Origin of the sequence: Clostridium sp. (genome assembly GCF_030532265.1) — a bacterium.
Lineage (GTDB): Bacteria > Bacillota > Clostridia > Clostridiales > Clostridiaceae > Clostridium.
Genome location: NZ_JAUNLM010000015.1, coordinates 17,930 through 42,502, shown reverse-complemented (window position 1 = coordinate 42,502; position 24,573 = coordinate 17,930). Strand labels below are relative to the sequence as shown.

General features: G+C 26.3%; 25 protein-coding genes and 1 other annotated feature. Of the genes, 2 read left to right on the top strand and 23 right to left on the bottom strand.

Features of this window, described 5'->3' with window-relative positions:
- The 14 genes from Q4E08_RS05395 to Q4E08_RS05330 all read right to left on the bottom strand — a co-directional run.
- Positions 1 to 198 (bottom strand): hypothetical protein (locus Q4E08_RS05395; protein WP_303129184.1); only part of this gene is annotated, 198 nt, incomplete at its 3' end.
- Positions 199 to 264: 66 nt separating this feature from the next.
- Complete coding sequence (locus tag Q4E08_RS05390) at positions 265 to 975, bottom strand: phosphatase (RefSeq protein ID WP_303129183.1); 711 nt, start codon at positions 973 to 975, stop codon at positions 265 to 267.
- Positions 976 to 1,106: 131 nt separating this feature from the next.
- A complete protein-coding gene (locus Q4E08_RS05385; RefSeq protein WP_303129181.1) occupies positions 1,107 to 2,489 on the bottom strand; it encodes an MATE family efflux transporter in 1,383 nt (460 codons plus the stop codon).
- 85 nt (positions 2,490 to 2,574) lie between these two features.
- Entirely contained in the window at positions 2,575 to 3,744 is a 1,170-nt protein-coding gene (locus Q4E08_RS05380) for an aminotransferase class I/II-fold pyridoxal phosphate-dependent enzyme (RefSeq protein ID WP_303129179.1), read from the bottom strand.
- On the bottom strand, positions 3,741 to 4,223 hold the full coding sequence (locus Q4E08_RS05375; RefSeq protein ID WP_303129177.1) for an Lrp/AsnC family transcriptional regulator: 483 nt from the start codon (positions 4,221 to 4,223) through the stop codon (positions 3,741 to 3,743). The genes Q4E08_RS05380 and Q4E08_RS05375 overlap by 4 nt, the downstream gene beginning before the upstream one ends.
- Positions 4,224 to 4,275: 52 nt before the next feature.
- Positions 4,276 to 4,531 (bottom strand) — a binding site (T-box leader).
- 201 nt (positions 4,532 to 4,732) lie between these two features.
- Positions 4,733 to 5,107 (bottom strand): hypothetical protein, encoded by a 375-nt coding sequence (locus Q4E08_RS05370; RefSeq protein ID WP_303129176.1) that lies wholly within the window; start codon positions 5,105 to 5,107, stop codon positions 4,733 to 4,735.
- A gap of 105 nt (positions 5,108 to 5,212) precedes the next feature.
- Complete coding sequence (locus Q4E08_RS05365) at positions 5,213 to 6,631, bottom strand: aminotransferase class I/II-fold pyridoxal phosphate-dependent enzyme (protein WP_303129175.1); 1,419 nt, start codon at positions 6,629 to 6,631, stop codon at positions 5,213 to 5,215.
- Positions 6,632 to 6,682: 51 nt separating this feature from the next.
- Positions 6,683 to 7,897 carry a pitrilysin family protein gene (locus Q4E08_RS05360; RefSeq protein WP_303129174.1) on the bottom strand — a complete coding sequence of 405 codons (1,215 nt, stop codon included), beginning with the start codon at positions 7,895 to 7,897 and terminating at the stop codon, positions 6,683 to 6,685.
- 36 nt (positions 7,898 to 7,933) lie between these two features.
- On the bottom strand, positions 7,934 to 9,286 hold the full coding sequence (scfB, locus tag Q4E08_RS05355; protein WP_303129172.1) for a thioether cross-link-forming SCIFF peptide maturase: 1,353 nt from the start codon (positions 9,284 to 9,286) through the stop codon (positions 7,934 to 7,936).
- A gap of 78 nt (positions 9,287 to 9,364) precedes the next feature.
- Positions 9,365 to 9,502, bottom strand: a complete 138-nt coding sequence (gene scfA, locus Q4E08_RS05350) for a six-cysteine ranthipeptide SCIFF (RefSeq protein ID WP_035279055.1) — start codon at positions 9,500 to 9,502, stop codon at positions 9,365 to 9,367.
- Between the two features lie 96 nt (positions 9,503 to 9,598).
- Positions 9,599 to 10,630, bottom strand: a complete 1,032-nt coding sequence (gene fni / locus Q4E08_RS05345; protein ID WP_303129165.1) for a type 2 isopentenyl-diphosphate Delta-isomerase — start codon at positions 10,628 to 10,630, stop codon at positions 9,599 to 9,601.
- On the bottom strand, positions 10,618 to 10,902 hold the full coding sequence (locus tag Q4E08_RS05340; protein WP_303129163.1) for a hypothetical protein: 285 nt from the start codon (positions 10,900 to 10,902) through the stop codon (positions 10,618 to 10,620). Before Q4E08_RS05340 ends, fni begins: the two co-directional genes overlap by 13 nt.
- A 159-nt stretch (positions 10,903 to 11,061) precedes the next feature.
- Entirely contained in the window at positions 11,062 to 12,390 is a 1,329-nt protein-coding gene (locus Q4E08_RS05335; protein ID WP_303129160.1) for an FAD-dependent oxidoreductase, read from the bottom strand.
- Positions 12,391 to 12,592: 202 nt separating this feature from the next.
- Positions 12,593 to 13,093 (bottom strand): DedA family protein, encoded by a 501-nt coding sequence (locus Q4E08_RS05330; protein ID WP_303129158.1) that lies wholly within the window; start codon positions 13,091 to 13,093, stop codon positions 12,593 to 12,595.
- Between the two features lie 237 nt (positions 13,094 to 13,330).
- On the opposite strand from Q4E08_RS05330, the gene Q4E08_RS05325 reads away from it, so the two are divergent.
- A complete protein-coding gene (locus tag Q4E08_RS05325) occupies positions 13,331 to 14,680 on the top strand; it encodes a tol-pal system YbgF family protein (protein ID WP_303129156.1) in 1,350 nt (449 codons plus the stop codon).
- A 57-nt stretch (positions 14,681 to 14,737) separates the two neighbouring features.
- Here the strand turns inward: Q4E08_RS05325 and Q4E08_RS05320 are convergent, their stop codons facing one another.
- Positions 14,738 to 15,751, bottom strand: a complete 1,014-nt coding sequence (locus Q4E08_RS05320) for a polysaccharide deacetylase family protein (protein ID WP_303129154.1) — start codon at positions 15,749 to 15,751, stop codon at positions 14,738 to 14,740.
- 324 nt (positions 15,752 to 16,075) lie between these two features.
- Here Q4E08_RS05320 and fba point away from each other — a divergent pair, with 324 nt between their 5' ends.
- On the top strand, positions 16,076 to 16,939 hold the full coding sequence (gene fba, locus Q4E08_RS05315; RefSeq protein WP_303129153.1) for a class II fructose-1,6-bisphosphate aldolase: 864 nt from the start codon (positions 16,076 to 16,078) through the stop codon (positions 16,937 to 16,939).
- 47 nt (positions 16,940 to 16,986) lie between these two features.
- Here the strand turns inward: fba and Q4E08_RS05310 are convergent, their stop codons facing one another.
- The 8 genes from Q4E08_RS05310 to Q4E08_RS05275 all read right to left on the bottom strand — a co-directional run bounded on the left by Q4E08_RS05310 (position 16,987) and on the right by Q4E08_RS05275 (position 24,513).
- Positions 16,987 to 17,553 carry a flavodoxin domain-containing protein gene (locus Q4E08_RS05310; protein WP_303129151.1) on the bottom strand — a complete coding sequence of 189 codons (567 nt, stop codon included), beginning with the start codon at positions 17,551 to 17,553 and terminating at the stop codon, positions 16,987 to 16,989.
- A 129-nt stretch (positions 17,554 to 17,682) separates the two neighbouring features.
- Complete coding sequence (locus tag Q4E08_RS05305; protein WP_303129150.1) at positions 17,683 to 18,009, bottom strand: hypothetical protein; 327 nt, start codon at positions 18,007 to 18,009, stop codon at positions 17,683 to 17,685.
- 103 nt (positions 18,010 to 18,112) lie between these two features.
- Positions 18,113 to 18,541 (bottom strand): UDP-N-acetylglucosamine pyrophosphorylase, encoded by a 429-nt coding sequence (locus Q4E08_RS05300; protein ID WP_303129148.1) that lies wholly within the window; start codon positions 18,539 to 18,541, stop codon positions 18,113 to 18,115.
- Between the two features lie 85 nt (positions 18,542 to 18,626).
- The gene (locus Q4E08_RS05295; protein WP_303129146.1) at positions 18,627 to 19,559 is read right to left on the bottom strand and encodes a nucleoside hydrolase; all 933 of its coding nucleotides are present in this window, start codon (positions 19,557 to 19,559) and stop codon (positions 18,627 to 18,629) included.
- Between the two features lie 148 nt (positions 19,560 to 19,707).
- Entirely contained in the window at positions 19,708 to 20,148 is a 441-nt protein-coding gene (gene aroQ, locus Q4E08_RS05290) for a type II 3-dehydroquinate dehydratase (RefSeq protein ID WP_303129144.1), read from the bottom strand.
- A 25-nt stretch (positions 20,149 to 20,173) separates the two neighbouring features.
- Positions 20,174 to 21,331 (bottom strand): AI-2E family transporter, encoded by a 1,158-nt coding sequence (locus tag Q4E08_RS05285; protein ID WP_303129143.1) that lies wholly within the window; start codon positions 21,329 to 21,331, stop codon positions 20,174 to 20,176.
- 142 nt (positions 21,332 to 21,473) lie between these two features.
- Positions 21,474 to 22,442, bottom strand: coding sequence for a polyprenyl synthetase family protein (locus Q4E08_RS05280; RefSeq protein WP_303129142.1), 969 nt, complete (start codon positions 22,440 to 22,442; stop codon positions 21,474 to 21,476).
- A gap of 148 nt (positions 22,443 to 22,590) precedes the next feature.
- Positions 22,591 to 24,513, bottom strand: a complete 1,923-nt coding sequence (locus Q4E08_RS05275; protein WP_303129140.1) for an FAD-dependent oxidoreductase — start codon at positions 24,511 to 24,513, stop codon at positions 22,591 to 22,593.
- Between the last annotated feature and the right edge of the window lie 60 nt (positions 24,514 to 24,573).

The following is a 24,573-nucleotide window of genomic DNA, read 5'->3' as shown; positions in this document are numbered from 1 at the left end:
ATAATTTATATCATTAAAACTTATAAAATTCACATTGTACATATCAAAACAAAAATTATAATACTTAATAAATTTTATAATTTTATCTTTTTTAAAAATATGATTATATACTTTAAAAATATCACTATTGAATTTATTCAATATATTTTCTTCATTTTCTAAAGAATAAAATATATTTACAGTTTTATTATCCCCCATTAATACTTACCCCTCTTATTTTTATGTAAAAGTAATTTAGGGCTATTTAAAATAGCCCTAAACAATTTATATATTAAATATACCTTTTATTTCTTCTTCATTATAATTAATTATAAGTTCTTTTGGGAAATTTATTTCATTTACTAAATTTATACAGTTATCAAACTTTCCTATATCATAACATATATGAGAGTCACTACCAAATATTATTTTGGCTTTATGTTTTCTACAAAACTCTAACATTTTTTTATCATTTTCTAAGGCTCCTACTCTAAAACCATTTGGTCTTAAAGATGAATTATTTAATTCTAATAAAATATTATTTTCTTTTGCAGCAATTACAACTTCTTCATAATTAACTGGATATCTTGAATCATCTAAATGACCTATTATTTTTATGTTTGGCTTTTTCATAACATTTATAACAGCTCTTGTATTTTCTTCTTCTGTTCCAGGATTTATACAAGGTGGATGAAAACTTGCTATTGCATAATCTAGATTATTTAAATCATCATCTGTTAAATCTACATTTCCATCAAAGTCTAATATATTAACTTCTGCCCCAACAAAAACATTAACACCATCAATATGTTTAGGAATAACTCTTAAGTTATGGAAATGATATATATGTGCAGTGCCTGGCATTTTAGGAGCATGATCTGAAATTCCTAAATATTTAATTCCCTTATCTCTTGCACTATCTATGTTTTCTTTAACTGTGCTATATGCATGACCGCTAGACACAGTATGTGTATGTAAGTCTATTAATTCTCTCATTTTTTACCTCCTTAATACTACTAATATATTTTACCACAAAAAATTTTTTAATCATAATTTTATAATTATTAAATAAAAAGAACTTTATTACTAAGAATTCACTCTAAGTAAAAAGTCCTTTTTTATTTATATTAAGCTTTACTAACGTTATCAGAACCTAATGCATCTTCTGAAAGTTTTTTATTATAAAATGATACAAAACATATTACAGTAATAGTTGCTGCTGTTATATCTGCAATTGGTTCTGCCATTAAAGTCCATTTAAGTTTATTTTCAAAAATCATAGGTAATATTAATGCTAATGGTATAAGAAGTATTATCTTTCTTAAAAGAGCTAATATTAATGATGTTTTAGCTTGTCCAAGAGCTAAAAATGTTTGTTGGCACGCTATTTGTGCTCCTGATGCAATAACTCCACCAAAGAATATTTTTATACTCCAAGTTGTTATATCCATAAGATTTGAATTATCATTAAATATCGATACAAAAAAACCTGGAGCCATCATTAAAGCAATCCACATAACTCCTGTATAACATAAACAATAAGTAAATAATAATCTGAATGTTTGTTTTACTCTATTTCCTTCTTTTGCTCCATAATTATAACTTATTATTGGTTGAGCACCTTGGGATAAACCTACAAGAGGTAATAACACTATCTGCATTATACTACTCATTATAGTCATAGCACTAACTGCTAAATCTCCACCATATCTTAATAATTGATTATTCATTATAATCATTACAAGACTTTCTGTTGATTGCATTATAAAAGGTGAAACTCCAAGAGCTACTACTTGAAATATAATTTTTAGTTTTGGAATCATGTACTCTTTTCTTATTTTTAATATACTTTTTTGACTAAATAAAAATTTAAGAACCCATATAGCTGAGACACATTGTCCTAAAACTGTTGCAAGAGCAGCACCTTTAACCCCCATTCCAAAACCAAATATAAATATAGGATCTAAAATTATATTAATTATAGCACCTATTATAACAGTAGCCATACCAGTCTTCGCAAATCCCTGTGTGTTAACAAAAGGATTCATTCCTAATGCTATTTGAACAAATATAGTTCCAAAAATATATAATCCTAAATAATCACTTGAGTATTTTATTGTAGCTTCACTTGCTCCAAAAGCCCAAAGCATTTGTTCTTTAAAAATAGTAAAAACTATAGTAAGTATAATTCCTAATAATATAAGAGCTGAAAAACTATTACTTAGTATTTCTTCAGCTTCATCATTATTTTTCTCTCCCATCTTTATAGCTGCAAGAGGCGCTCCCCCCATACCAATAAGCGCACTGAAAGCTGATATTATCATTATTATTGGAAAAGCTACTCCAACTCCCGCCATAGCAATTTCTCCATTTGGTATTCTTCCTATAAATATTCTATCTATAATATTATATAGAACGTTAACTATTTGAGCTATAATTGCAGGAAGTGCTAATCTAAATAATAAATTATTTATCTTTCCTGTACCTAAATCTATTTTTTTATCAGTCATTTAAACCAAAACCTCCACAAATTTAATATATTATAAATTTTACATTATTTTACTTAAAATGTGAACAAAAAGCATAGTTAAAAAACTATGCTTTATATTTATTTATAAATTTATCTATCCTTTTTATAGCTTCTATTAAATCATCCATAGATGCAGCATAACATGCTCTTATAAATCCTTCACCACATTCACCAAAGGCATTTCCTGGAACAGCTAACACCCTTTCTTCCATAAGAAGTTTTTCACAAAATTCATCTGAAGTCATACCTGTCGACTTAATACATGGGAATACATATAATGCACCTAATGGTTCAAAACATTCAAGTCCCATTTTTCTAAAACCATTTACTAAAACTCTTCTTCTTCTATTATATTCTGATGCCATTTCTCTTACACTATCATCTCCATGCTTAAGTGCTTCAATTGCTGCATATTGTGCTGTTGTTGGTGAGCACATTATTGCATATTGATGTATTTTTTTCATGGCATCTATTAATACTTTATTTCCACAAGCATATCCAAGTCTCCATCCAGTCATTGCATAAGCTTTTGAAAAACCATTTATTATAAGTGTTTTATCTTTAACCTCTTCAAATTCTGCAATTGATACATGTTTTTTATCATATGATAACTCTCCATATATCTCATCTGAAAGAATTATTATATTCTTATCTTTAACAACATCAACTATTTTTTCTAATTCTTCCTTTGTCATTATAGCTCCAGTTGGATTATTTGGAAAAGGAAGTATTAAAACTTTTGTTTTATCTGTTATAGCATCTCTTAAATCATCTGGCATAAGCTTAAATTCATCTTCAGCCTTTAAGTTTATTATTTTTGCTGTTGCTCCTGTAAAAGTTGTACATCCTTTATAAGCAACAAAGCTAGGTTCTGGAATTATAACTTCATCTCCAGGACCTACAAGTGCTCTAAGTGCTAAATCAATAGCCTCACTTCCACCAACAGTAACTAATATTTCTTCTTTTGGGTCATATGATAAATTAAACTTTCTATACAAATAATTTGCTATTTCTTCTCTAAGTTCAATAAATCCAGCATTAGAAGAATAATGTGTATGTCCTTTTTCTAATGAATATATACCAGCTTCTACAACATTCCAAGGTGTTACAAAGTCTGGCTCACCAACTCCAAGTGATATTACATCTTCCATTTCGTTTATCATATCAAAATATTTTCTTATTCCAGATGGAGGCATATTTTTTATATTATCTAAAATCATATTTTCCATTATCATATAAATATAGCCTCCCTATCACTAATCTTCTTATCTTTAAATATAGTTCCATGATCTTTATACTTTTTAAGTACAAAATGAGTTGCTGTACCTTGTACATATTCTTGAACTGCAAGTTTTTCTGATACAAACATAGCAACTTCTTTCATTGTTTTTCCTTCTACTATTACAGTTAAATCAAAACCTCCAGAACTCATTAAATAACAAGCTTTAACATTTGAAAATTTATATATTCTTTCTGCAACTTTATCAAAACCTTGACCTCTTTGAGGTGTTATTTTTACTTCAATTAATGCTGTAACTGTCTCTTTTCCTGTATTTTCCCAATTTATTAATGTAGTATACCCTGCTATTATATTTTTTTCTTCATAATCTCTAATAGCTTCTCTTACTTCTTCTACTGTCTTTCCAGTCATTATAGCTATTTTTTCATCACTATATCTACTGTTTTTCTCTAAAACCTCAAGAATTTCTTCCATATCTCTTAAATCCTCCCTAATTTATTTAAAATAAAAAAACCTCCATCCACAATAAAGGGACGAAGGTTACTAATTCGCGGTACCACCCTAATAAATAAATATATTGCTATATTTATTCACTCTATAAGAATAAATTTATTCCTTTCCTATTTAACGTTAGGATTACGGCTTATTTTATTAAGCATTAAACTTAGTTCTCAATAAGCAATTCCAAGGCTGCTTCCATAAATACCCTTGCTAAATTCCACCAAACTTTAGCTCTCTTTAAAGGAACTATTTTATGTACTCTTCCTCTTCAAAATTTTTTACATTTATTTTTTATCTATTATATGACTATATTTTAATAAATTCAATACTTTTATTAATTAAAATTTTGTAATTTATTATTAATATTTAAATATAATTTGTTTTGCAATATAATTTATATTTAACAAATAAAATTTCCAATTAGAGTAAATTATTTTATAAAAAGGATGTGAAAATTTAAATTTTCACATCCAACATATTACTTATCTACACTTCCAGTATCCATCACAGTCAAAATCATCTTCAGCTTCTTCTTTATAGCATTCTATAGCCTTACAGAATAAAATATTTGTTTTTCTAATTATTTCTTCAAATTTTTCTAATAGACATTCAACTTCTCTTAATTTTTTGTCAGCTTTTTCTGATAGTTGATCTGCTTTTAATCTATATTTAGCTGCTTCTTCTTGTAAGCAGTTAGCTTCTCTTAATTTTTTATTTATTGCTTCTAATAATGCTCTATTTTGTGCTGCTAATTCTTCTGCACATCTTTCATACTTTTCACATTTGTTATCTTTGCATGGTATACAATAGCATTTTTCCTTTTTACATTCTCCATAACCTTTATTACATCTAGTCATTTTAATTCCTCTCTTTCTCACTCTTTAGTATAATTAAAACTCTTTAGTAATAATATATGAATGTATTTAACTATTGTTACTTTCTTTGTATAATTTTATATTATATTAATACATATTGTCTTTTATAATTTTAACTTTTCCATCTAAAGTACCTATAACATCTTTATTATTTTCTAAATAATTTTTTACAATATTTATTGCATCTTCTGTTATTAATTCTCCTTGGCATACTAAAGGAATACCTGGTGGATATGGCACTATTGCTTCTTTAGCTATTTTTCCTATTGAATCTTCTAATCTTATAAGTTCATAATCCTTTTTAAACACTTCAAAAGGCTCAAACACCTTTTTTGTATTTATATTAAAACTTTCAATATTACCATAATATTTTATGGCTTCAAAATTTATTTTTAAAAGTGCCTCATAAATTTTCTGAAAATCTTTGTCCTTATTAAATGGTGATAATATTAAAACAACACCTCTTAAAAATCCCATTTCACATTGAATCTTTTCTTTTCTAAGAAGCTCATGAAGTTTATATCCACTATACCCTTCTTCTAATATAAGTACATATCTACTTTTATCAATTTCATAACCATTATTTAAATCTGAATTAGATAGTAACTTTACTTTATCAATACAATTAATTTTTGCTTTCCAAAACTCTGCTAAATCTATTAATTCATCATATTTCTTCTGTCCATATTCGTCTAAATAATATCTTGCATAATCTAAAGATGCCATTAAAAGATATGATGGTGATGTACTTAAAAATGCATTTTTATAAAATAAAACATCTGAATTTTTATCATTTACAATTAAATATCCACTTTGAGTTAATGACGGTAATGTTTTATGAGCACTTAGCACTACATAATCAGCTAATGAAGTTAAACTTTTAGGTAATCTTTCACTTGCAATAAAGTGAGCCCCATGTGCAGCATCTATTATTACTTTTAATCCTTTGCTTTTTAAGTCTTTAATTATATTTTCCATATCATAACTTATTCCAAAATAATTAGGATTTGTAAGAATTATTCCTTTTGCTTTTTTACATTTATTAAAAGCTTCATAAATTCTATTTTCATCTGGAGGTAAGAAAATTCCATTTATATTATCTATTACTGGTTCTATATATGTAACTTTTAATTTTCTAAGTATTAATCCATTATAAATAGACTTATGACAATTTCTTTCTACTAAAACTTCATCTCCTTCATTAAAGGCACTAAAAATAGAAATTAAATTTCCAGAAGAACTTCCATTTACAAGAAAGAATGCATTTTTAGCATTGTATGTTTTAGCTAAAAGCTCTTCACTTTCTTTAATAACACCTTCTGGATAATGTAAATTATCTAAAGGATCATTTTCTGTAATATCTAAAAAACCTAAATTATTTACAAATTCTTCTCCTAGCTTATCTCCTAAAAATCCAATACCACACTTATTTCCTGGCATGGAAAGTATAAGATTTTTTTCTTTATGATAATCTAATAAAGCTTTTAATAAAGGTATTTTTTTCATATATTTTCCTCCTTTATTATAAAAAAGTTGCCTTAATTTAAGGCAACTTTTTTATTTTAAAACCTGAATAAACTTTTTATCAAATACTTTTGTTATAGTTTTTACTATAAAATTTAAATCTATATCATCTAAGTTTTCTGTTTCATCAATATATATATTATAATCATTAAACATAGTATTAAATGTAGCAAGTTCTTTTGCTAGCACTATACTCTGTTCTTCTCTAAATAATCTTTTAAGCTTAAAGCTCTTTTTAAATTTATCTAAATCTTTATCTGTTAATCTTTCATTTAATTTTAATGAATCATTAACACATTTATCTATAATTTCTATAGCTTTTTTATAATTTTCTTTTGATGTACTTAAAGTTATTTTATAGAACTTAATTCCTTCTTCATAGCAAACTCTAGTTAATACATCATATACTAAATTATATTTTGTTCTTAATGTATCAAAAAGTTTAGAGTTTACTCCATCTCCAAAGTATTCATTAAATATTTTGAGAGCCTTAATTTCTTTATTATTTAAATTATCTATAGGGTAATTAATTTGAATCTTACTTGTTTTAATATTTTGTTTTTCTTCCTCAAAATATTTTTCTTCATTTTTTTCATAAACAATTTTATTAAGTTCTTCTTCTTTTTTATTCCAACTTCCAAAGTACTTTTCTAAAATATGAATAACTTTATCAAATTCTATATTAGTAATAATAGATATACTTATATTACTTGGGAAATATACTTTATTATAAAATTCCTTTATATCATCTACCTTTAAGTTTTCTAAACTTTCAAAAGTTCCTATTATTGGATATTTAATTCTTCTATTATTGAAAGAATTTATAAATAACTTATCTTCTAAATATTGTTCTATATCTTCATCCCATTCTTTAAGTTCTTCTATTATTATCTTCTTCTCATCATTAAAACCATTTTTATCAAATACAGGATTAATTATAATGTCTGAAAACAAATCTATTCCCTTTGATAAATCTTCACTTAATAAGGTTCCATAATATATTACATAAGGATAATTAGTCATAGCATTTTGAAAACCAAAAATTTCACTTAATTCTGTATTTATTTGTTCTTCAGTTCTATTTTTTGTTCCTTTATAAACCATATGTTCTGTGGCATGGGCTACCCCATACTTTTCTCCATCCATTAATGCTCCACCTTTTAATGAAACACATAAAGATGTAAGATTTGAACTATGATTTTTATATATTAATTTAATGCCATTTTTTAAAGTATATTCCTTAATCACTTAAATATCTCTCCTTTAAGTACACTTTTTAATATATTATTCCGCTTTTAAAGCTATTGCACATTCAATTCTCTTCTTTTGCATTTTACAACCAATTTCATAAGGAACATTTATATCGCCATTGAAATTAACATTGTTTGCTTGACATCCTCCACTACAATAGAATCTTGCCCAACATTCTCTACATTTTGGCTTATTGTATATGTGTGCCTTTTTAAATTTCTTTCCAAGCTCTGAATTATATGAATCATCATATATTGTTCCAAGTTTGTATTCTTCTTTACCAACAAATTGGTGACATGGATAAACCTCTCCTTGTGGAGTTATTGCTACATATTCAAAACCTGCTCCACATCCTGAAATTCTCTTGTAAACACAAGGTCCACCATTTAAATCCACATTAAAATGATAGAATCTAAATTCGTCTCCTTCTTTCTTTCTTCTAACCATTTCATCATATAACTTATCATAGTTTTCAAATATTGTATCTAAATCTTCTTCTCTAAGTGATAATGGATGCTCATCAGGTAATACAACTGGTTCTATTGAAATTTCTCTAAAACCTTCATTTGCCATAGCCATAACATCTTCATAAAAATCAGTATTAGCTCTTGTAAATGTTCCTCTTACATAGAACATTTTATTCTTATTTCTCTTTTCCACCATTTTTTTAATGTTTGGAAGTATATCATCATATGAACCTGAACCATCAACTTTTATTCTTACATTGTCATTAACTTCTTTTCTACCATCTAATGAAAGAATTATGTTTCCCATTTCCTTATCCATAAAATCCATCATTTCTTCATTTAAAAGAGTAGCATTAGTTGTCATTGTAAATCTTATATTTTTATTCCACTTAGCTTCATTTTCTCTTGCATAAGCTATTATTTCTTTAATTGTGTCCATTATAAGTGTTGGCTCACCACCAAATAAGTCAATTTCTATATTTTTTCTTGGGCCACTTCTTTTAACAACATAATCAATTGCCTTCTTTGCAGTTTCAATGTCCATAACCCCTTTATGTCCATTGTATTCTCCTTCATCTGCAAAACAATACTTACATCTTAAATTACATCCATGTATTATATTTAAGCATACAGCTTTTATATAATCTCTATCATCCATTGAACTATGAGCTATATCTTCATACATATCTTTAGTATAAAGCATGTCCTCATCTACTAATTCCTTTATCTCATCATAAGCTTCGCTAATAGCTTCAACAGGATATTTATCTTTTAATTCATTTATAATTATATCTTTATCTCTTAATGCATTATCATCAACTATATCATAAACTAAATCATCAACTATATGAACTGCTCCAGTATTTACATCTAAGACAAAACTATTGTCTCCTTGCTTAAATTTATGTATTAATGCCATTTTTAAAAATTCCTCCTCATATATCTTGCACATTAATAATTAAGCAGCAACTTAAATCTTTAAGTTACTGCTCATTTATTAGTTTTCGCACTCTAAGTTTGCAACTGTGCATGAAGTCTTACATGCTGATTGGCATGAGTTTGCACATTCTTTGCATCCAGGCTTCTTTAAACTATTTTTGATGTTTGTTTTGTTGATTGTCTTTATATGTTTCATATCCTTACTCCTCCATCATTAAAGAATAACATACAAATTATATCACAATACAAACATTTCTTCCACAGTAATTATTAATGTTATTATTAGTTTTGTTTAATTATTAATAAAATGATTAACCATCTCTTGATTCTTATAATAATATTTTATATTTTTTAAATCATCAACTTCATTGCACCCTAAACATCCCATAAATATTCTACTATCATTTTCTATCTTTCTAATATAATCACTAACCTTAGAAATTCCACCTTCTAAATATACTTTTAATATTGCTCCTGAAATACCTACTATATTTGCCCCAAGTATTAATGATTTTATTAAATGTATTGAATTACTAATTCCCCCTGAGGATATTATGTTTAAATCATCACTTACAGCTCTACAAAATAATATAGATTGTGGGGTTGGTATTTCAAGCTGCATTAGCTCTTTACATATATCACTATTATTTCTTAAAGCTTCAATTTTTATAAAGCTTGTACCACCTTTTCCTCCAACATCTATATATTTAACTCCAATATTTTTTAGCTTTTTACAAGCATCAAAACTTATTCCACTGCCTACTTCCTTAACTATAACAGGTACATCTATATTTGTTATTATATTTTCTATATTATTTAGCATACCTTTAAAATTTCTATCACCTTCAGTCATAACAAGTTCTTGAGAAACATTTAAATGTAATTGAATAGCATTAGCCTCTAATGAAGAAACTGCCCTTTTTACATTTTCAAGAGAACTCATAGCACTTAAATTAGAAATAATGATGCCATCTTTATTATTCTTTCTTGCAATTTTAAAGCTATTTTCAAAAGATTTATCTTTAAGCATTATAGATTGTGATCCAACAGCCATTGGTATATTAAATTCATTTGCTATAATACTTAAATCTCTATTTATATTAAAACTTAAGTCAGCCCCACCAGTCATAGCATTTATTATTAAAGGCATATTAATAATATTTCCTAAAAATTTTGTTTTAAGAGATATTTCATCATAATTAATTTCTGGTATAGAATTATTTAATATTATTACATCCTTAAAATAATCATCATTAGAATAGGATTCTTTTGCATACTTTATATGCTCTTCTTTTCTTAATTTTACATTTTCTAAATCTTGCATTTATTCTCCTTAATATAAAATCCTTTTACGTAAATATCTTTATCATACAGTATTATAATATCATTACAAGCTTTTTCTGAATACTCATCAAAAATAAACTTAATATTATCTATAACAACCATTTTATCATTTTCTCTTTTAAAATCCATAAATAAATCATAATAAGAAGAACCACAAGCTAAACTTGCTTTTATTCTAACGTAATCATCAATACTATTTTTAATTAATTGTTTTAATGCTATTTTTGCCTTTTCATCAATTTTTATATTCAAATTAATCACTCCTAAATTAATATAAATTTAGGATTAACATAAAATATAAATTTTACTCTTAAAATTTTAAAACAAAATAAAAGACCTACGGCATAAAATGCTATAGGTCTTATATCAAATCCTCAAATTATACTATACTAAGATATTTTAACCTTTTTATTAAAGTACATTAAGTGCTACTTGATTTAATAAACTCCATGGTTTATTAAAGTGTGGTTGGAAGAAAAAGTCTGTCATAGCAAGTTCTTCTACTGTCATTTTATTTTGAATAACTACTGATAAAGTATTCATAAATTGTGTTAAATCAACTTTTGACATTATTTGTCCACCTAATATTCTTCTTGTATTTTTATCAAATACAATCTTAACCATAGCTTTTTCATAAGTTGGCATAAATTCTGGTCTATAATTATCTTCAATTGTTGAAGTTTCACATTCTATTCCTGCAAGTTTAGCTCCTTCTTCAGTTAATCCTGTTGAAGCTATACATTGTTCATATATTTTTATACCTGATGTACCTTGTGTTCCCATATATTTTATAGTTGGTTTTTTAATATTTCTAGCTACTAAAGTACCCATTCTTACTGCATTTGTTGCAAGTGGAATATATCTATCTTCTCCTGTTGGATTATATTTAACAACACAACAATCCCCAGCAGCAAATACATTTTCATCACTTGTTCTCATATATTCATCAATTATTATTGCACCATTTGGTAAAGTTTTAAGCTTATCTTTAATAAGAGTTGTATTTGGTCTAAATCCAATACATAATACAACTAAATCTCCATCATATTCACCTTTATCAGTTACAACCTTAGATACTTTTCCGCCTTCTCCTTTGAAGCAACTAACTTTTTCACCTAAAACTAATTTTACTCCATGATCTTTAAATTCCTTTTCAGCAACATCAGTAAATTCCTTATCTAAATATTTTGCCATTATTCTTTCTTCTGCATCAACTAATGTTACATTTTTGCCTAACATTTGGAATGCCTCTGCAAGCTCTACTCCAATATATCCTGCTCCAATTATAACAACATTCTTAGCTTTTTTGCCTTTTTCTGTTATAACCTTTGCTTGGTTATAATTCTTACAAAGAACTATATTTTCTAGATCTCCACCTTCAAATTTTGGTACTATTGGCCATGATCCTATAGTTAAAACTAATTTATCATAACTATCTTCAAATTCTTCTTCAGTTAATAAATTTTTAACCTTAACTTTTTTATTGTCAAAATCTATATCTAAAACATCATGTTGCATGTTTGTTTTTACACCTAATTTTGCTAAACCTTCTGGAGAATTGTAGAACATATCATTTAAATCTTTAACTACATCTCCAACATGAAGTGCTATACCACATGATAAAAATGATACATTATCATTTCTTTCATATACTGTAACTTCACATTCTGGATATAATCCTTTTAAATTTACTACTGCAGCAGTTCCTGCATGAGTACAACCTACAACTATAACTTTCATTATAAGTACCTCCCGATATTTTATATTAATTAATAAGTATTATCCAATAATCTTTATAGTTAAATGATACTTCTTTAGATAAGATTTGTAAATAGTTTTTTTGTTAAATTTTATCAGATACTATTAACAAAAAAAGAATTACACTATACAATTATTAAAATATGTGTAATTCTCCTTATATCTTATCCAAATTTTAAAATAATTATTTAAAAATAACATCACTAAATATATAACCAAAACTTATAAATGCTGTATTCCAAATAATTATCCCAATAGTTGAAAATATTGAAAATCCTAAAAAATTTATTTTAAAAACTCCTGCAGGTATTGATACTAAAGTTCTAGCTACCGGAATTAACTTACTAATAAGTACACCATAATTTCCTCTCCTTTTTACTTCTTCTGATATTTTATAAATATATTGTTTTTGATTCGGAAATTTTTTTATATACTTCTCTAATAATACTGTACCCCCATATCTACCTATTGCATATAAACATATACTACCAAGTAATCCAGCCAATACCGAAACAACTATTGCTGTAAAAAAATTAATATGTCCTTTATCAATTAAAACTCCTGCAGCTGGCATTATAATCCCTGCTGGTAATCCTGGTAAATTTAAATATTCTAAAAAAACTATAATAAACAGAAATAATAATCCATATTGAGAAAAATACTCAAAAATTACTTCTAAATTCATCTAAACTCACCTCAAAAATTTTAATAGTTATAAAATATATTAACAAATTATCTATATTTTTACTATTTATTTTTGTTTTATTTATTTAAAATCTATACTAAAGACTTTATTTTTATAAGAAATACATGATTTTTAAATATATTTTTATATTTTTTTATTAAAAGAAATATTTTCGAAATAAATTTCTTGACATTATGTATTAAAATAATATATGGAAGCATTTTATAAGGAGGAACTATGGGTAATTTTGATAAAAGGCTTAAAAAAGCCAAAGATTTATATGATAATAAAAATTATAAAGAAGTCTTAAAAATATGCGATAAAATACTTGAAAAAGAATACAATAATGAACAAGCTCTTGAACTTGAAGGAGAGGCTCTTTTAAAACTTGGTAGAATAGAAGAAGCTGTACTTAATTGGCAAATAAATGCAGAATATAATAATAACCCTACTGCTAAAATGCGCCTTCAAGATGTAGATGATGAAACTAAACAAAGAGCTTTAAATTTAACTTTAAATTTAAGTAATTTAAGTAAGTTTATTAATTCTGAAGCAAAAAAAATAGAAAAACAAAAAAAAGAAGCTAAAAAGATAGAACATAAAAAAGAAGAAGCTAAAGATAATAAAAATCCAAAAATTTTAGAACAAAAAGAACCTTTAGCAAAAAATACCATTATAAATAACGAACCTAAAGAAAAAGATTTAGAAAATAAAAATAATAAAAAACAATTTGAAACTAATATAGAAAATAAACAAGTAGTAAATGACAAGGAAGATAATAAAAAAGATTTAAGAAAAGATGAGTCTAATTCTAAAAAAATAGAAAAAGATTCTAATAGAGAAAATTCTAAAACTAAAGATTTAAATGCTTCTACTAAAGAAGAAACAGCAGATAAAAATAAAACAAAAAATGATAAACCTTCAAATAAAGGTAAAAAGTCTGCAATAATAGCTGTTTGTGCTCTTATTGTTGTAATAAGTAGTTACGTTGGAATCAAACACTTTAAAGCACCAGCTAATAATGAAACTAAACAAGAGCAAACTGAAGAAAAAGCAAAAATGTCAGCTGAGGAGCTTAATAGTAAACTTTCAGATGCAATATCAAAAAATGATTATAATGAAATTTATACTTTACTAGAAGAAAATCCACAAAATACTATTACTGATGCTACTAAAGAAAATTATGATAAGGCTCTTGAACTTATGAAAACTAAAGGAATAGAAAAATTCTATAACGAAGGACTAGAGCAATACAAATTTAAAACTTATGATAAAGCGTTAGATAGTTTTACCAAGGCTTATAAATACTGCAATGGTAGTTATTTAGAACCTCATATTTTATATTTTCTTGGATCTACATATAATTCAATTGATAAAAAAGATGATGGAGCTAAATATTTCCAAGAATATTTAGATAAATATCCTCATTCAGACTTATATACAGCTGAAATATTATATAATTTATCACTTTATTATCATAACAAAGGTGATAACAAGAAAGCTAAAGAATATGCTCAACACATTGAAAATTCATATCCAAGCTCACCTTACTATAATGATGTAACTAAAGATATTTTATATAAATAATAAAAAAGATTAACAGTTAGAAAATTTTATCTTTCTGTTAATCTTTTTATTTTAATATTATTTATTTATATTTTCATTTTCTTTACTATTTTTATTATCATTATTTTTATCAGTATTATCTTTTGATTCAAAATAACTCATAGGTGCATTTTTTATTACTTTGAACTTATATCCAGCATCTTTATAAATTTTTATTACCTCTGGTAAAGCATCAACTGTAGTCTTCTTTGCTGCTGCATCATGCATTAATAAAACAATATGTTTTAAACTTCCTTTTGTAGACTTTCTTGCACCATTTATTAAAGTACTTACAGGAAGGTTATTTCCTGTAGCATCTCCAGTTTCAGCATTCCAATCTATTGATATTATACCTTCTTTTTTGAAATCCTCATTTAAAGCCTTTAAGTGTGAATCACGATAATATTTTCTTGACATATATCCACCTGGCATTCTTATTACTCTAGTACTAAAATCTTTTCCTAGAATTTCTTTCATCATTTCATTATTTTCATTTAACTCTTTCATAAATACTGGAACACTAACACTATTTCCTGGATATAATTTATGATAATTATGGCTTACTGTATGATTTGCTATTGCATTTCCGTCTAATAATTCTTCTTTTAAAAGTTGTTTATTTTCTTCACTTTCTTTTAATTGATTACCCATTATAAAGAAAGTAGCATGTACATCATTTTCTTTTAATATTTTTAATATTTTACTTGTATTTTCACTAGGACCATCATCAAATGTTAAAAATACTTCTTTTTCATCATTCACTTTATTTCTAGTTTCTATCATATCATAAACATCATTTGCTGGAACTGCATATTTATCTGCTGCATAAATAATATTTTGTCCTGGTATTACATCAGTTGGCTCTGGTTTTTTAACTTCTTCTTGTTTAGCTTGTACTTTTTTATTATTTTCTAAATCAGCTTCACTTTTATGATGGGCAAAAGCATAAGTTCCTGCTCCTAAAATAACAATTAAAGCTGCCACTCCTATTGTAATAATTCTTCTTCTCTTAAATGCTTTGTTTTTTCTTTTACTTCTGTTTGAATAATTCATTTTTATTTATCCACCTGTTTCTATATAAATATTTAATTTAAGTAAATTTAATGTAAAATCAATTACTATTTTATACTTTAATTCTTCATTAAAGATTACTATTTGGAAACAAAATCATTAATTCATATAAGTTTAACACTTCGTATACACCTTTGTAATTTTTGAATATATTGTTACTTATTCATACTTTATGTAATAATTTTATCGATTTTGCTATTTTCATAATTATAATTTTGAGTTATACTAATGAATAGAGAGAAATTTTTGTAATAGCAATTACTTCTCAAAATAAACAATTAAATTAAAATATTGGAGGTTTTGCACATGTTAGTTTCAGCAAAAGAAATGCTAAATAAAGCAAGAGAAGGTAAATACGCAGTTGGTCAATTCAACATCAACAACTTAGAATGGACTAAAGCTATATTATTAACTGCAGAAGAAAACAGATCACCTGTAATCCTAGGAGTATCAGAAGGTGCTGCAAAATATATGTGTGGTTACAAAACAGTAGTAGGAATGGTTAATGGAATGTTAGAAGAATTAAACATATCAGTTCCAGTTGCATTACACTTAGACCATGGTAGCTACGAAGGAGCTCACAAAGCTATTGAAGCTGGATTCTCATCAATAATGTTTGATGGATCACACTATCCATTAGCAGAAAACATAGAAAAAACTTCAGAGTTAGTTAAATTAACTAGAGGAAAAGGTTTATCATTAGAAGCTGAAGTTGGTTCAATTGGTGGAGAAGAAGACGGAGTTGTTGGAGCTGGAGAAATTGCAGATCCTCAAGAATGTAAACAAATAGCTGATTTAGGAGTTACAATGTTAGCTGCTGGAATCGGAAACATCCACGGAAAATATCCAGCAAACTGGAAAGGACTTGATTTTGATGCTTTAGCTGCTATAGAAAAAGCTACTGCTCCAATGCCATTAGTTCTTCACGGTGGTACAGGAATTCCTGATGAAATGATTAAAAAAGCTATATCACTTGGCGTTTCAAAAATCAACGTAAATACAGAATGTCAATTAGCTTTCCAAGAAGCTACTAGAAAATACATTGAAGAAGGAAAAGACCTAGAAGGAAAAGGATTCGATCCAAGAAAACTTCTTGCACCAGGATTTGAAGCAATCAAAGACATGGTTAAATCAAAAATGGAAATGTTCGGTTCAATAAACAGAGCATAATCTATATTTAAATAAAAAAGTCATCTTTATTAAAGATGACTTTTTTATTAACATTTTACTTTAATTTTTGTTTTTATTGTTTTTTTATTTATATAATCTAATATTTTATCTAAACTTTTTTTATTAGTCCAATCATGTGATTTTTCATAACAACTCAATAAAAATCTTTCTTCTTCAGTTAAAGCCCTATTTTTATTTACCAATCTATTTCTAAGTAATTTCATAGCTGTTTTATCGAAAAATTTTAACTTTTCAAAATCAAATCCACCTCTTAAATAAAATAAGGTTACATTATTTTTAAGAGCATCTTTTAAATTAAAATCTTTTATTTTATTAATTTCATTTTCGTTTCCTAATGAAAAGCCAACAGCCACTAAAATTATCTCTTTATTTATCAATTCATCAAACTTTTTTACTAAACTATCAAATCCATTTACAGAGTTTGAATATACACCACCGACATAAATTATACTATCATATTTTTTTAAATCTTTTAAAGAAACTTTGTCTTTTTCAAACATATCACACTTTAATTCATCTTTAATCCAACTAGCATACTTCTTTGAACTTCCATACTTAGATTTATATAATATAACTACATTTTCAAATGCCATAAAACCCCTCCCATATACCCTCTATAAATATTATATTTTAAAAAAACATTTTTTTCCACATATTTAATTTGTACTTAAATAAAAAAATAGCCTTAAAAACATAATATGTTTCCAAAGCTATTTTTTCCTTTAAATTAATTCAAGTATTTCTAACCCATTTTTAAAATGTGCGTATGAGGCTTCACACTCCACTATCTTATTAACTTCTACTTCTTTTTCCTGCCATCCTCTTAATGCATCAAATGTAAGCATTGTTTTTTTATACAATTCAAAAGGCTTGTGTATACAATTATTTAATTCATTTTTTCCAATATGCAAGATAACATGAATATCTTTTATAATATTTATATTTAATCCCATTAAATATTCAATAAGCTTGTCCTTTTTTCCTTCATTGTGATACTTATCAAGTTCGTTTGATGCTCTTTGTAATTCTACATAATTATCTTTTAACATATAATCACCTCATGAAAATTTGAATAACTATTTTATTATATCACTATAATTTTAAAAATAAATAGAAAAGAGCTAAACTTTTTAGTTTAGCTCTTTGAAAAATCTAACAATTAATCAAATCTTCTACATTTTTTGCACTAGTATTAATTTTAAATATTATATCATTATCAATTCTAAGTTTACATTCCTCATTATTTACTTTTATTTGGTTAAGACTTAAACTTCCACCAGGAGATAATTCTTTATATCTTGTTGATGAAATATCTATATTAAATTTTTTATCTTTTGCTCCTGTAATTTTAATAATAGTTCCATCAGTTGATTTACTTTTAACCTTTATGTGTATAATATTATTTCCTTTACTAGCACATCCTGATAATCCATCTACTGGAATTTTAGTAATAGATGCTTTTCCATGCATAGTAAGCCATCCACCACTTAATTCTATTTTAGTCATTAATTCTAAATCATAATTTTCATCTAACTTTTTTAGTATATTTCCTAAATCATTTATATTTAAATTATATTTCATATTCAAACCCTCTTTTCTTAAGTAATCACTATTTCTAATTAATAGTATATATTGTTGAAAAAATTTTATCAATATACACTAAAATTTATTCATCAATTAATTTTGATAACAAATATTTTTTTATAGAAACTCCATCAACGTTTGTAATTACAGTTTCTGTTGATTTATTAATTTTTTTTATATTACTCAAAATAACTTGCCCTTCTTTTTCGCCTTTATTAGTTATTACTTCTAAATTAGTATCTATAGATTTTTTTACTAAATTAGGATGAGTAAAAACTGCTATAACCAATGGGTCTGCAAATCCAACACCTTTTTTCCCTTTAAGTTTGCAAACTGTACAAATTTCTTTACATATATCAAGAACAAATTTTACAGTATTTGAATCTAATTTTTTTAAAGCATTAATTTCATCATAAGTTATAATTCCATCGCCTATCGCTACATCCCATCCTAATATTACTTGTGGAACATCTATTTCCATAACTATCTTTAATGCATCGGGATCAGCATAAGCATTAAATTCTGCAAATTCAGTAATATTTCCTCCACCCTCTATTCCATTTCCAACCATTAATGTTATCGACTTTAATTTTCTCATAATTTCAGGTGCAAGTAAATATGCATAAGCAATATTTGTAAGTGGTCCAAGAGTTACTAGCTCAATCTCATAGGGATTTTCCTGTATAATTCTCAAAATAGCTTTTACTGCATGCTCTCTCTCTGCCTTTAATTTATTTGGATGAAAGTTTGTATTACCTAATCCATCTTTTCCATGAATATCTTTTGCTTCTACCTGCTCCTTAATTAATGGTTTACTAAGTCCCTTATAAACTGGTGGTGCATAAGTTTTAGCTTTTTCTATTGCAATTAATGCATTTTCTGTAGCTCTTTCTACATCTACATTTCCAGCTACAGTTGTTATAGCAAGCACTTTTATACTTTTTTCTCTAAGAGCTGTAATTATAGCAACAGCATCATCTGAAGCTGTATCTGTATCAATAATTATTTTTCTCATAATATCACCTAAAAATTACTTTTTATTTCATTATATTTTGCTTATATACTTTTGTTTCTGTAAATATTTTAAATATATACTCTTCAAAATAAAATATAAAAATAAGCTTAAAAATTGAAAGTACAATTCTTAAGCTTATAAAACAAAATTATTTCTTAATGTAATTTTCTAAAGCATCCATAGCAAGAATATATCCATATTCACCGAAGCCAGATATTTGCCCTATACATGCTGGTGCTGTTTTTGATTCTCTTCTAAATTCTTCTCTTGAATGTATATTAGAAAGATGAACCTCAACTGTCGGAACTTGATATATAGATTTTATAGCATCATGTATAGCATAACTATAATGTGTATATGCACCTGGATTTATTATTACCCCATCATAATTTTCAAAATATGCCTTTTGAAGAAAATTAATTATTTCTCCTTCTGAATTACTTTGATATAATACTAATTCATGATTTTTCTTTATAGCTTCTTTTTCTATAAATTCACAAATATCTTTAAAAGTTTTTATACCATATATATCTTTTTCTCTTACACCTATCATATTTAAATTAGGTCCATTAATTATCATAAATTTCATATATAAAAATCCTCCACAAAAACTGCTACATATAATCTTTAGTGTCTGTCTTTAGACCTTTTTTATCAAGTCTAGCTTCAACAATTTCTTTAATTATAGAATATAATACTGCAAAAAGTGGAACTCCTATTACCATTCCTACAAATCCTAAAAACTTCCCTGCTACTAATATTGAAAATAAAATCCAAAATGCAGATATTCCAATTGAATCACCAAGTATTTTAGGACCAATAATATTACCGTCTAGTTGTTGAATTATAAATATTATAACAATAAGCCAAAAAGCTTTTGTTGGTGAAACAAATAATACTATTATAACTGATGGTATAGCCCCTATAAATGGTCCAAAAAAAGGAATTATGTTAGTTATTCCTATTATTACTGACAATAGAAGTGTATATGGCATTTTTACTATAGTTAATATTATGAATGTTAAAATGGCAATTATAAATGAATCCAAAATTTTTCCACTTAAAAACTTTCCAAATGTTTCATTGCTTCTATGTGTTAATTCAATAGTCTTTTCGGCTGCCTTTTTATTAAATATTGCATAAGTTATTTTTTTTGCTAATGCAAAAAACTTTTCTTTTTCTATTAATAAATAAATAGATACTATAATACCTAAAACTATATTCCATATGCTTGATAAAACAGTAGTTAATCCTGCACCAAGCATTGGTAATAAATTAGTAGATGCTTTTATTACATAATCTAATATATTATTAAATTTTTCATTTATTATAGTTAAATAATGCTCTTGAAGGTCAAGACTTGCGATAGTTTGATTTATAAATTTACTAGTATTATCAATATAACTTGGTATATCATTTACTAATCCAACTATGCTATCAATAAGTTGTGGAAGTACAAATTGAATAAACAATCCTATTACTATAAACGCAGTCATATATGTAAATAATAATCCAATACCTCTTTTTGATTTAAGCTTTTTAAATACACCTTTTTTTAATATTTTATTTTCATAAAATCTTAGAACAAAATCTAAAAGATAAGCCATTGCAAATCCCCATATAAATGGTTTAAATATATTAACTACACCACTTATTTTATCTAATAAATGTCCAAGTTGAGACATAGCTAAATAAAATACTATTACTGCACATACAGAAATAACAGCATAAACTGATATAGTTGTATATTTTCTATTCCAATCTACTTTCATTGTATTACCTCTTTTTCCATTTAGTATCATTTTTTATTATAACATAAATTTAATTAAGTAATTCTAAAATAATTCTTATAATTATATTTCTAAAAATAAAGTAGTCTATATTAAGTAATTTTAACTTAATATAGACCTCCATTTAATAGCTTCTTTTAAGTAACTTTTCAGTTACTTCTTTTAATATATATTTATACTCATTTTCTGGCAATTTATCTATATTTTTAAATGCCTTATTTGAATACTTTTCAGCAAGAATTATAGATTCACTTATACCATCATTTTCCTTGACTAAATTTATTATTTTATTAACTTCCTCATTAGAATAAAATTCCTTATCTAATAAATTTTCAAATACTTCTTTATTATTTTTTAATGCTAATAATAATGGTAAAGTATATATTCCATCCTTTAAATCATTTCCTGATTTTTTTCCTATTTCCTCATCTGTACCTATGTAATCTAATATATCATCAATTATTTGAAATGCCATCCCTATATTATGTCCTATCTCCCAAAACAGTCTACAAATCTTTTTATCACATGAACTTTCAGCTGCACCTATATAAAAACTAAGCGAAAAAAGTTCTGCTGTTTTTCCTGATATTCTCTTTAAATAATCTTTTATTGATACATTTCTATTAAATCTTGAATTTAACTGCTCAACCTCTCCCAAACAAATTCTAGACATAACTTTAGCATCAACATCAATTCCCCTTTCTATTGATGATGTTGTCCCAAGTATCCTAAAACATAAACAAAATAAATAATCACCTATATATACAGCATAATTTTTACCATATTTAGATTGAACAGTTTCCTTTCCCCTTCTAAGAGGTGCATCATCTATTACATCATCATGAACTAATGTTGCCATATGAAACATCTCTACAACAGAAGCAAGTGCCCTTACTCTTTCCTCATTATAATCTCCAAATTTTGAAGCAATAATCAAAAAGGCAGGCCTTAACATTTTACCACCTGAATTTAATAAATCTAATATACTCTTTTCTATAACTTTGTCCTTACATTTTGCATTTAAACTTATTTGTTTTTTTACTTCTTCTATTTCTTTATTTATAATAGGATAATCAGTCCAAAAATTCCCCATTTTTCTCCCTCGTTTTCTATATAAATACTTTATTAATATAAAGTCTGATAATATAACTTATACAAATACTATTATCACACACTACATTAATATTTTTATATAAAGTAGAGAATAAATCATTCTCTACTTTATAATAATTAAATACTAATTACTTACCATGTATTTCATATATTGGTTCTCTTTTTCCCATCCATAAGTTACCAACAAATTTATTAATCCAAGGCATTACATAATAGTCTAATCCAAATGTTCTTCCAGCTCCACACATTAAAGCAATACTACCAAATGTAAACCATAATATATCCCATCCTGCCATTGCAGAGAATATAAAGTTAACAGTCATAAATGCTGATGCTGCTGATGCTAAAAATGTAAATAATCCAGCTATTAAACATAACCCTATAGCAATTTCTGTTAACACAACTATCCTTTGGAACCAAACTGCCACTTCAGGATTTGGCATAAATATCTCCATTATAGATTCATAAAACTTTGGCATACTATCAAATATAGGTGTTGGCATATTTGATACAGCTGCATCAGTTGTAGCTGCTGATGCTCCAGTAACAGTATCTTGAAGCCAAGAAAATGGCATCTTTACATTACCCATCTTCATCCAGCTATCCCATCCGATTGTCATATTATCAAATAAAGATTGGATGTAAGCACCTATACTTCCACCAGCTGCATCTGATGCACTTGATGCAGATTCAAATGCTTTCTTCCATGTTTCTTCTCCAATTAATTTTTTAAGACCTTCAATAAGCCATAAAGATCCTATATATATTCTAAGAGGAACAAGCCATAACCTATTTCCTTTTGAAGATAAATGACCTCGCATTATACATCTTCTTTCCTTCATAGCAAAGAACTCATGTTGAAGATAATTATATACGGCATGTACATTATTAACTCCGAATAAATAGACCATATTTATAAGATGTTTCATCACCATAGCAAAAAATCCTGATAACTTAATTCCCATAAGGTCTGCTACTGCATATCTTCCACCTATAGATACCATGAAACCATGATAACTTGATTTAAATTCAACTTTTTCTTTATTTTCTATTGATGCTATTATATTTTTAGCAGCTGTTGTTGCAGTTTGTTCTGCTGCTTCAACTATTTGAGGATTTGATTTTCCTCCATTTTCCTCAACATATGCTACATCTCCAACAACATATACATTTTCTTTTCCTTCAGCTTGCATATATTTATTAGCTAAGTATCTTCCTGCTTTAGCTTTCTTTACATCAACATCTTCTAAGTCTTGATTTGCTTGTACACCACACGTCCATATTAATGTTTCTGTTGGAATCACTTTTCCATCTTTTAATTTAATAGTATTTTTAGTTACTTCAACTATTGGCGAGTTTTTAAGAATAGAAACACCATGCTTAACCATATATTTTTCAGCTTTATCTGCTTGCTTTCTATCAAGCATATTTAATATTGTTGACATAGCTTCAACAACTAATATCTTTATTTCATCTTCACAAACTCTATATTCTCTAGCTAAAGTAGTTTTCCACTCTAGTAACTCTCCAGCCATTTCTATTCCAGTAAACCCAGATCCTGCCACAACAAATGTAAGCATTCTTTTTCTTTTTTCTGAATTTCTTTCAAATGAAGCTTCTTTAACTCTATTTTTAATATGCTTCTTTATTTTTAGGGCATCTTCTAAAGACCATAAAGTAAATCCATTTTCCTTTACACCTGGAACTCCAAAAAATGCAGGCTCACTACCTATTCCAACCATTAGATAATCATATTTGTATTCACCTTGCTTTGTAGTAACTACATTATTATCAGTATCTACATTTTCAATAAAATCAACAACAACTTTTACTTTCGTTCTATGAAATATTCTTGAAAGTTCTACTTTAACAGATTCCTCTGGTACTCTTCCACCAGCAACTTCATGTAATTCTGTCATTAGTGTATGATACGGATTTTTATCAATTAATGTAATTTCAACATCGTTATTCTTTTTATACTTTTTTGCTAATTTTTTAGCTGCATGAACCCCTGCATAACCTGCACCCAAAATAACAATTTTAGTTGACATATTATTCCCTCTCTTCTTTAATTTTGTTTTTAATATTTTAATTTAACTTCTTTAGCATGT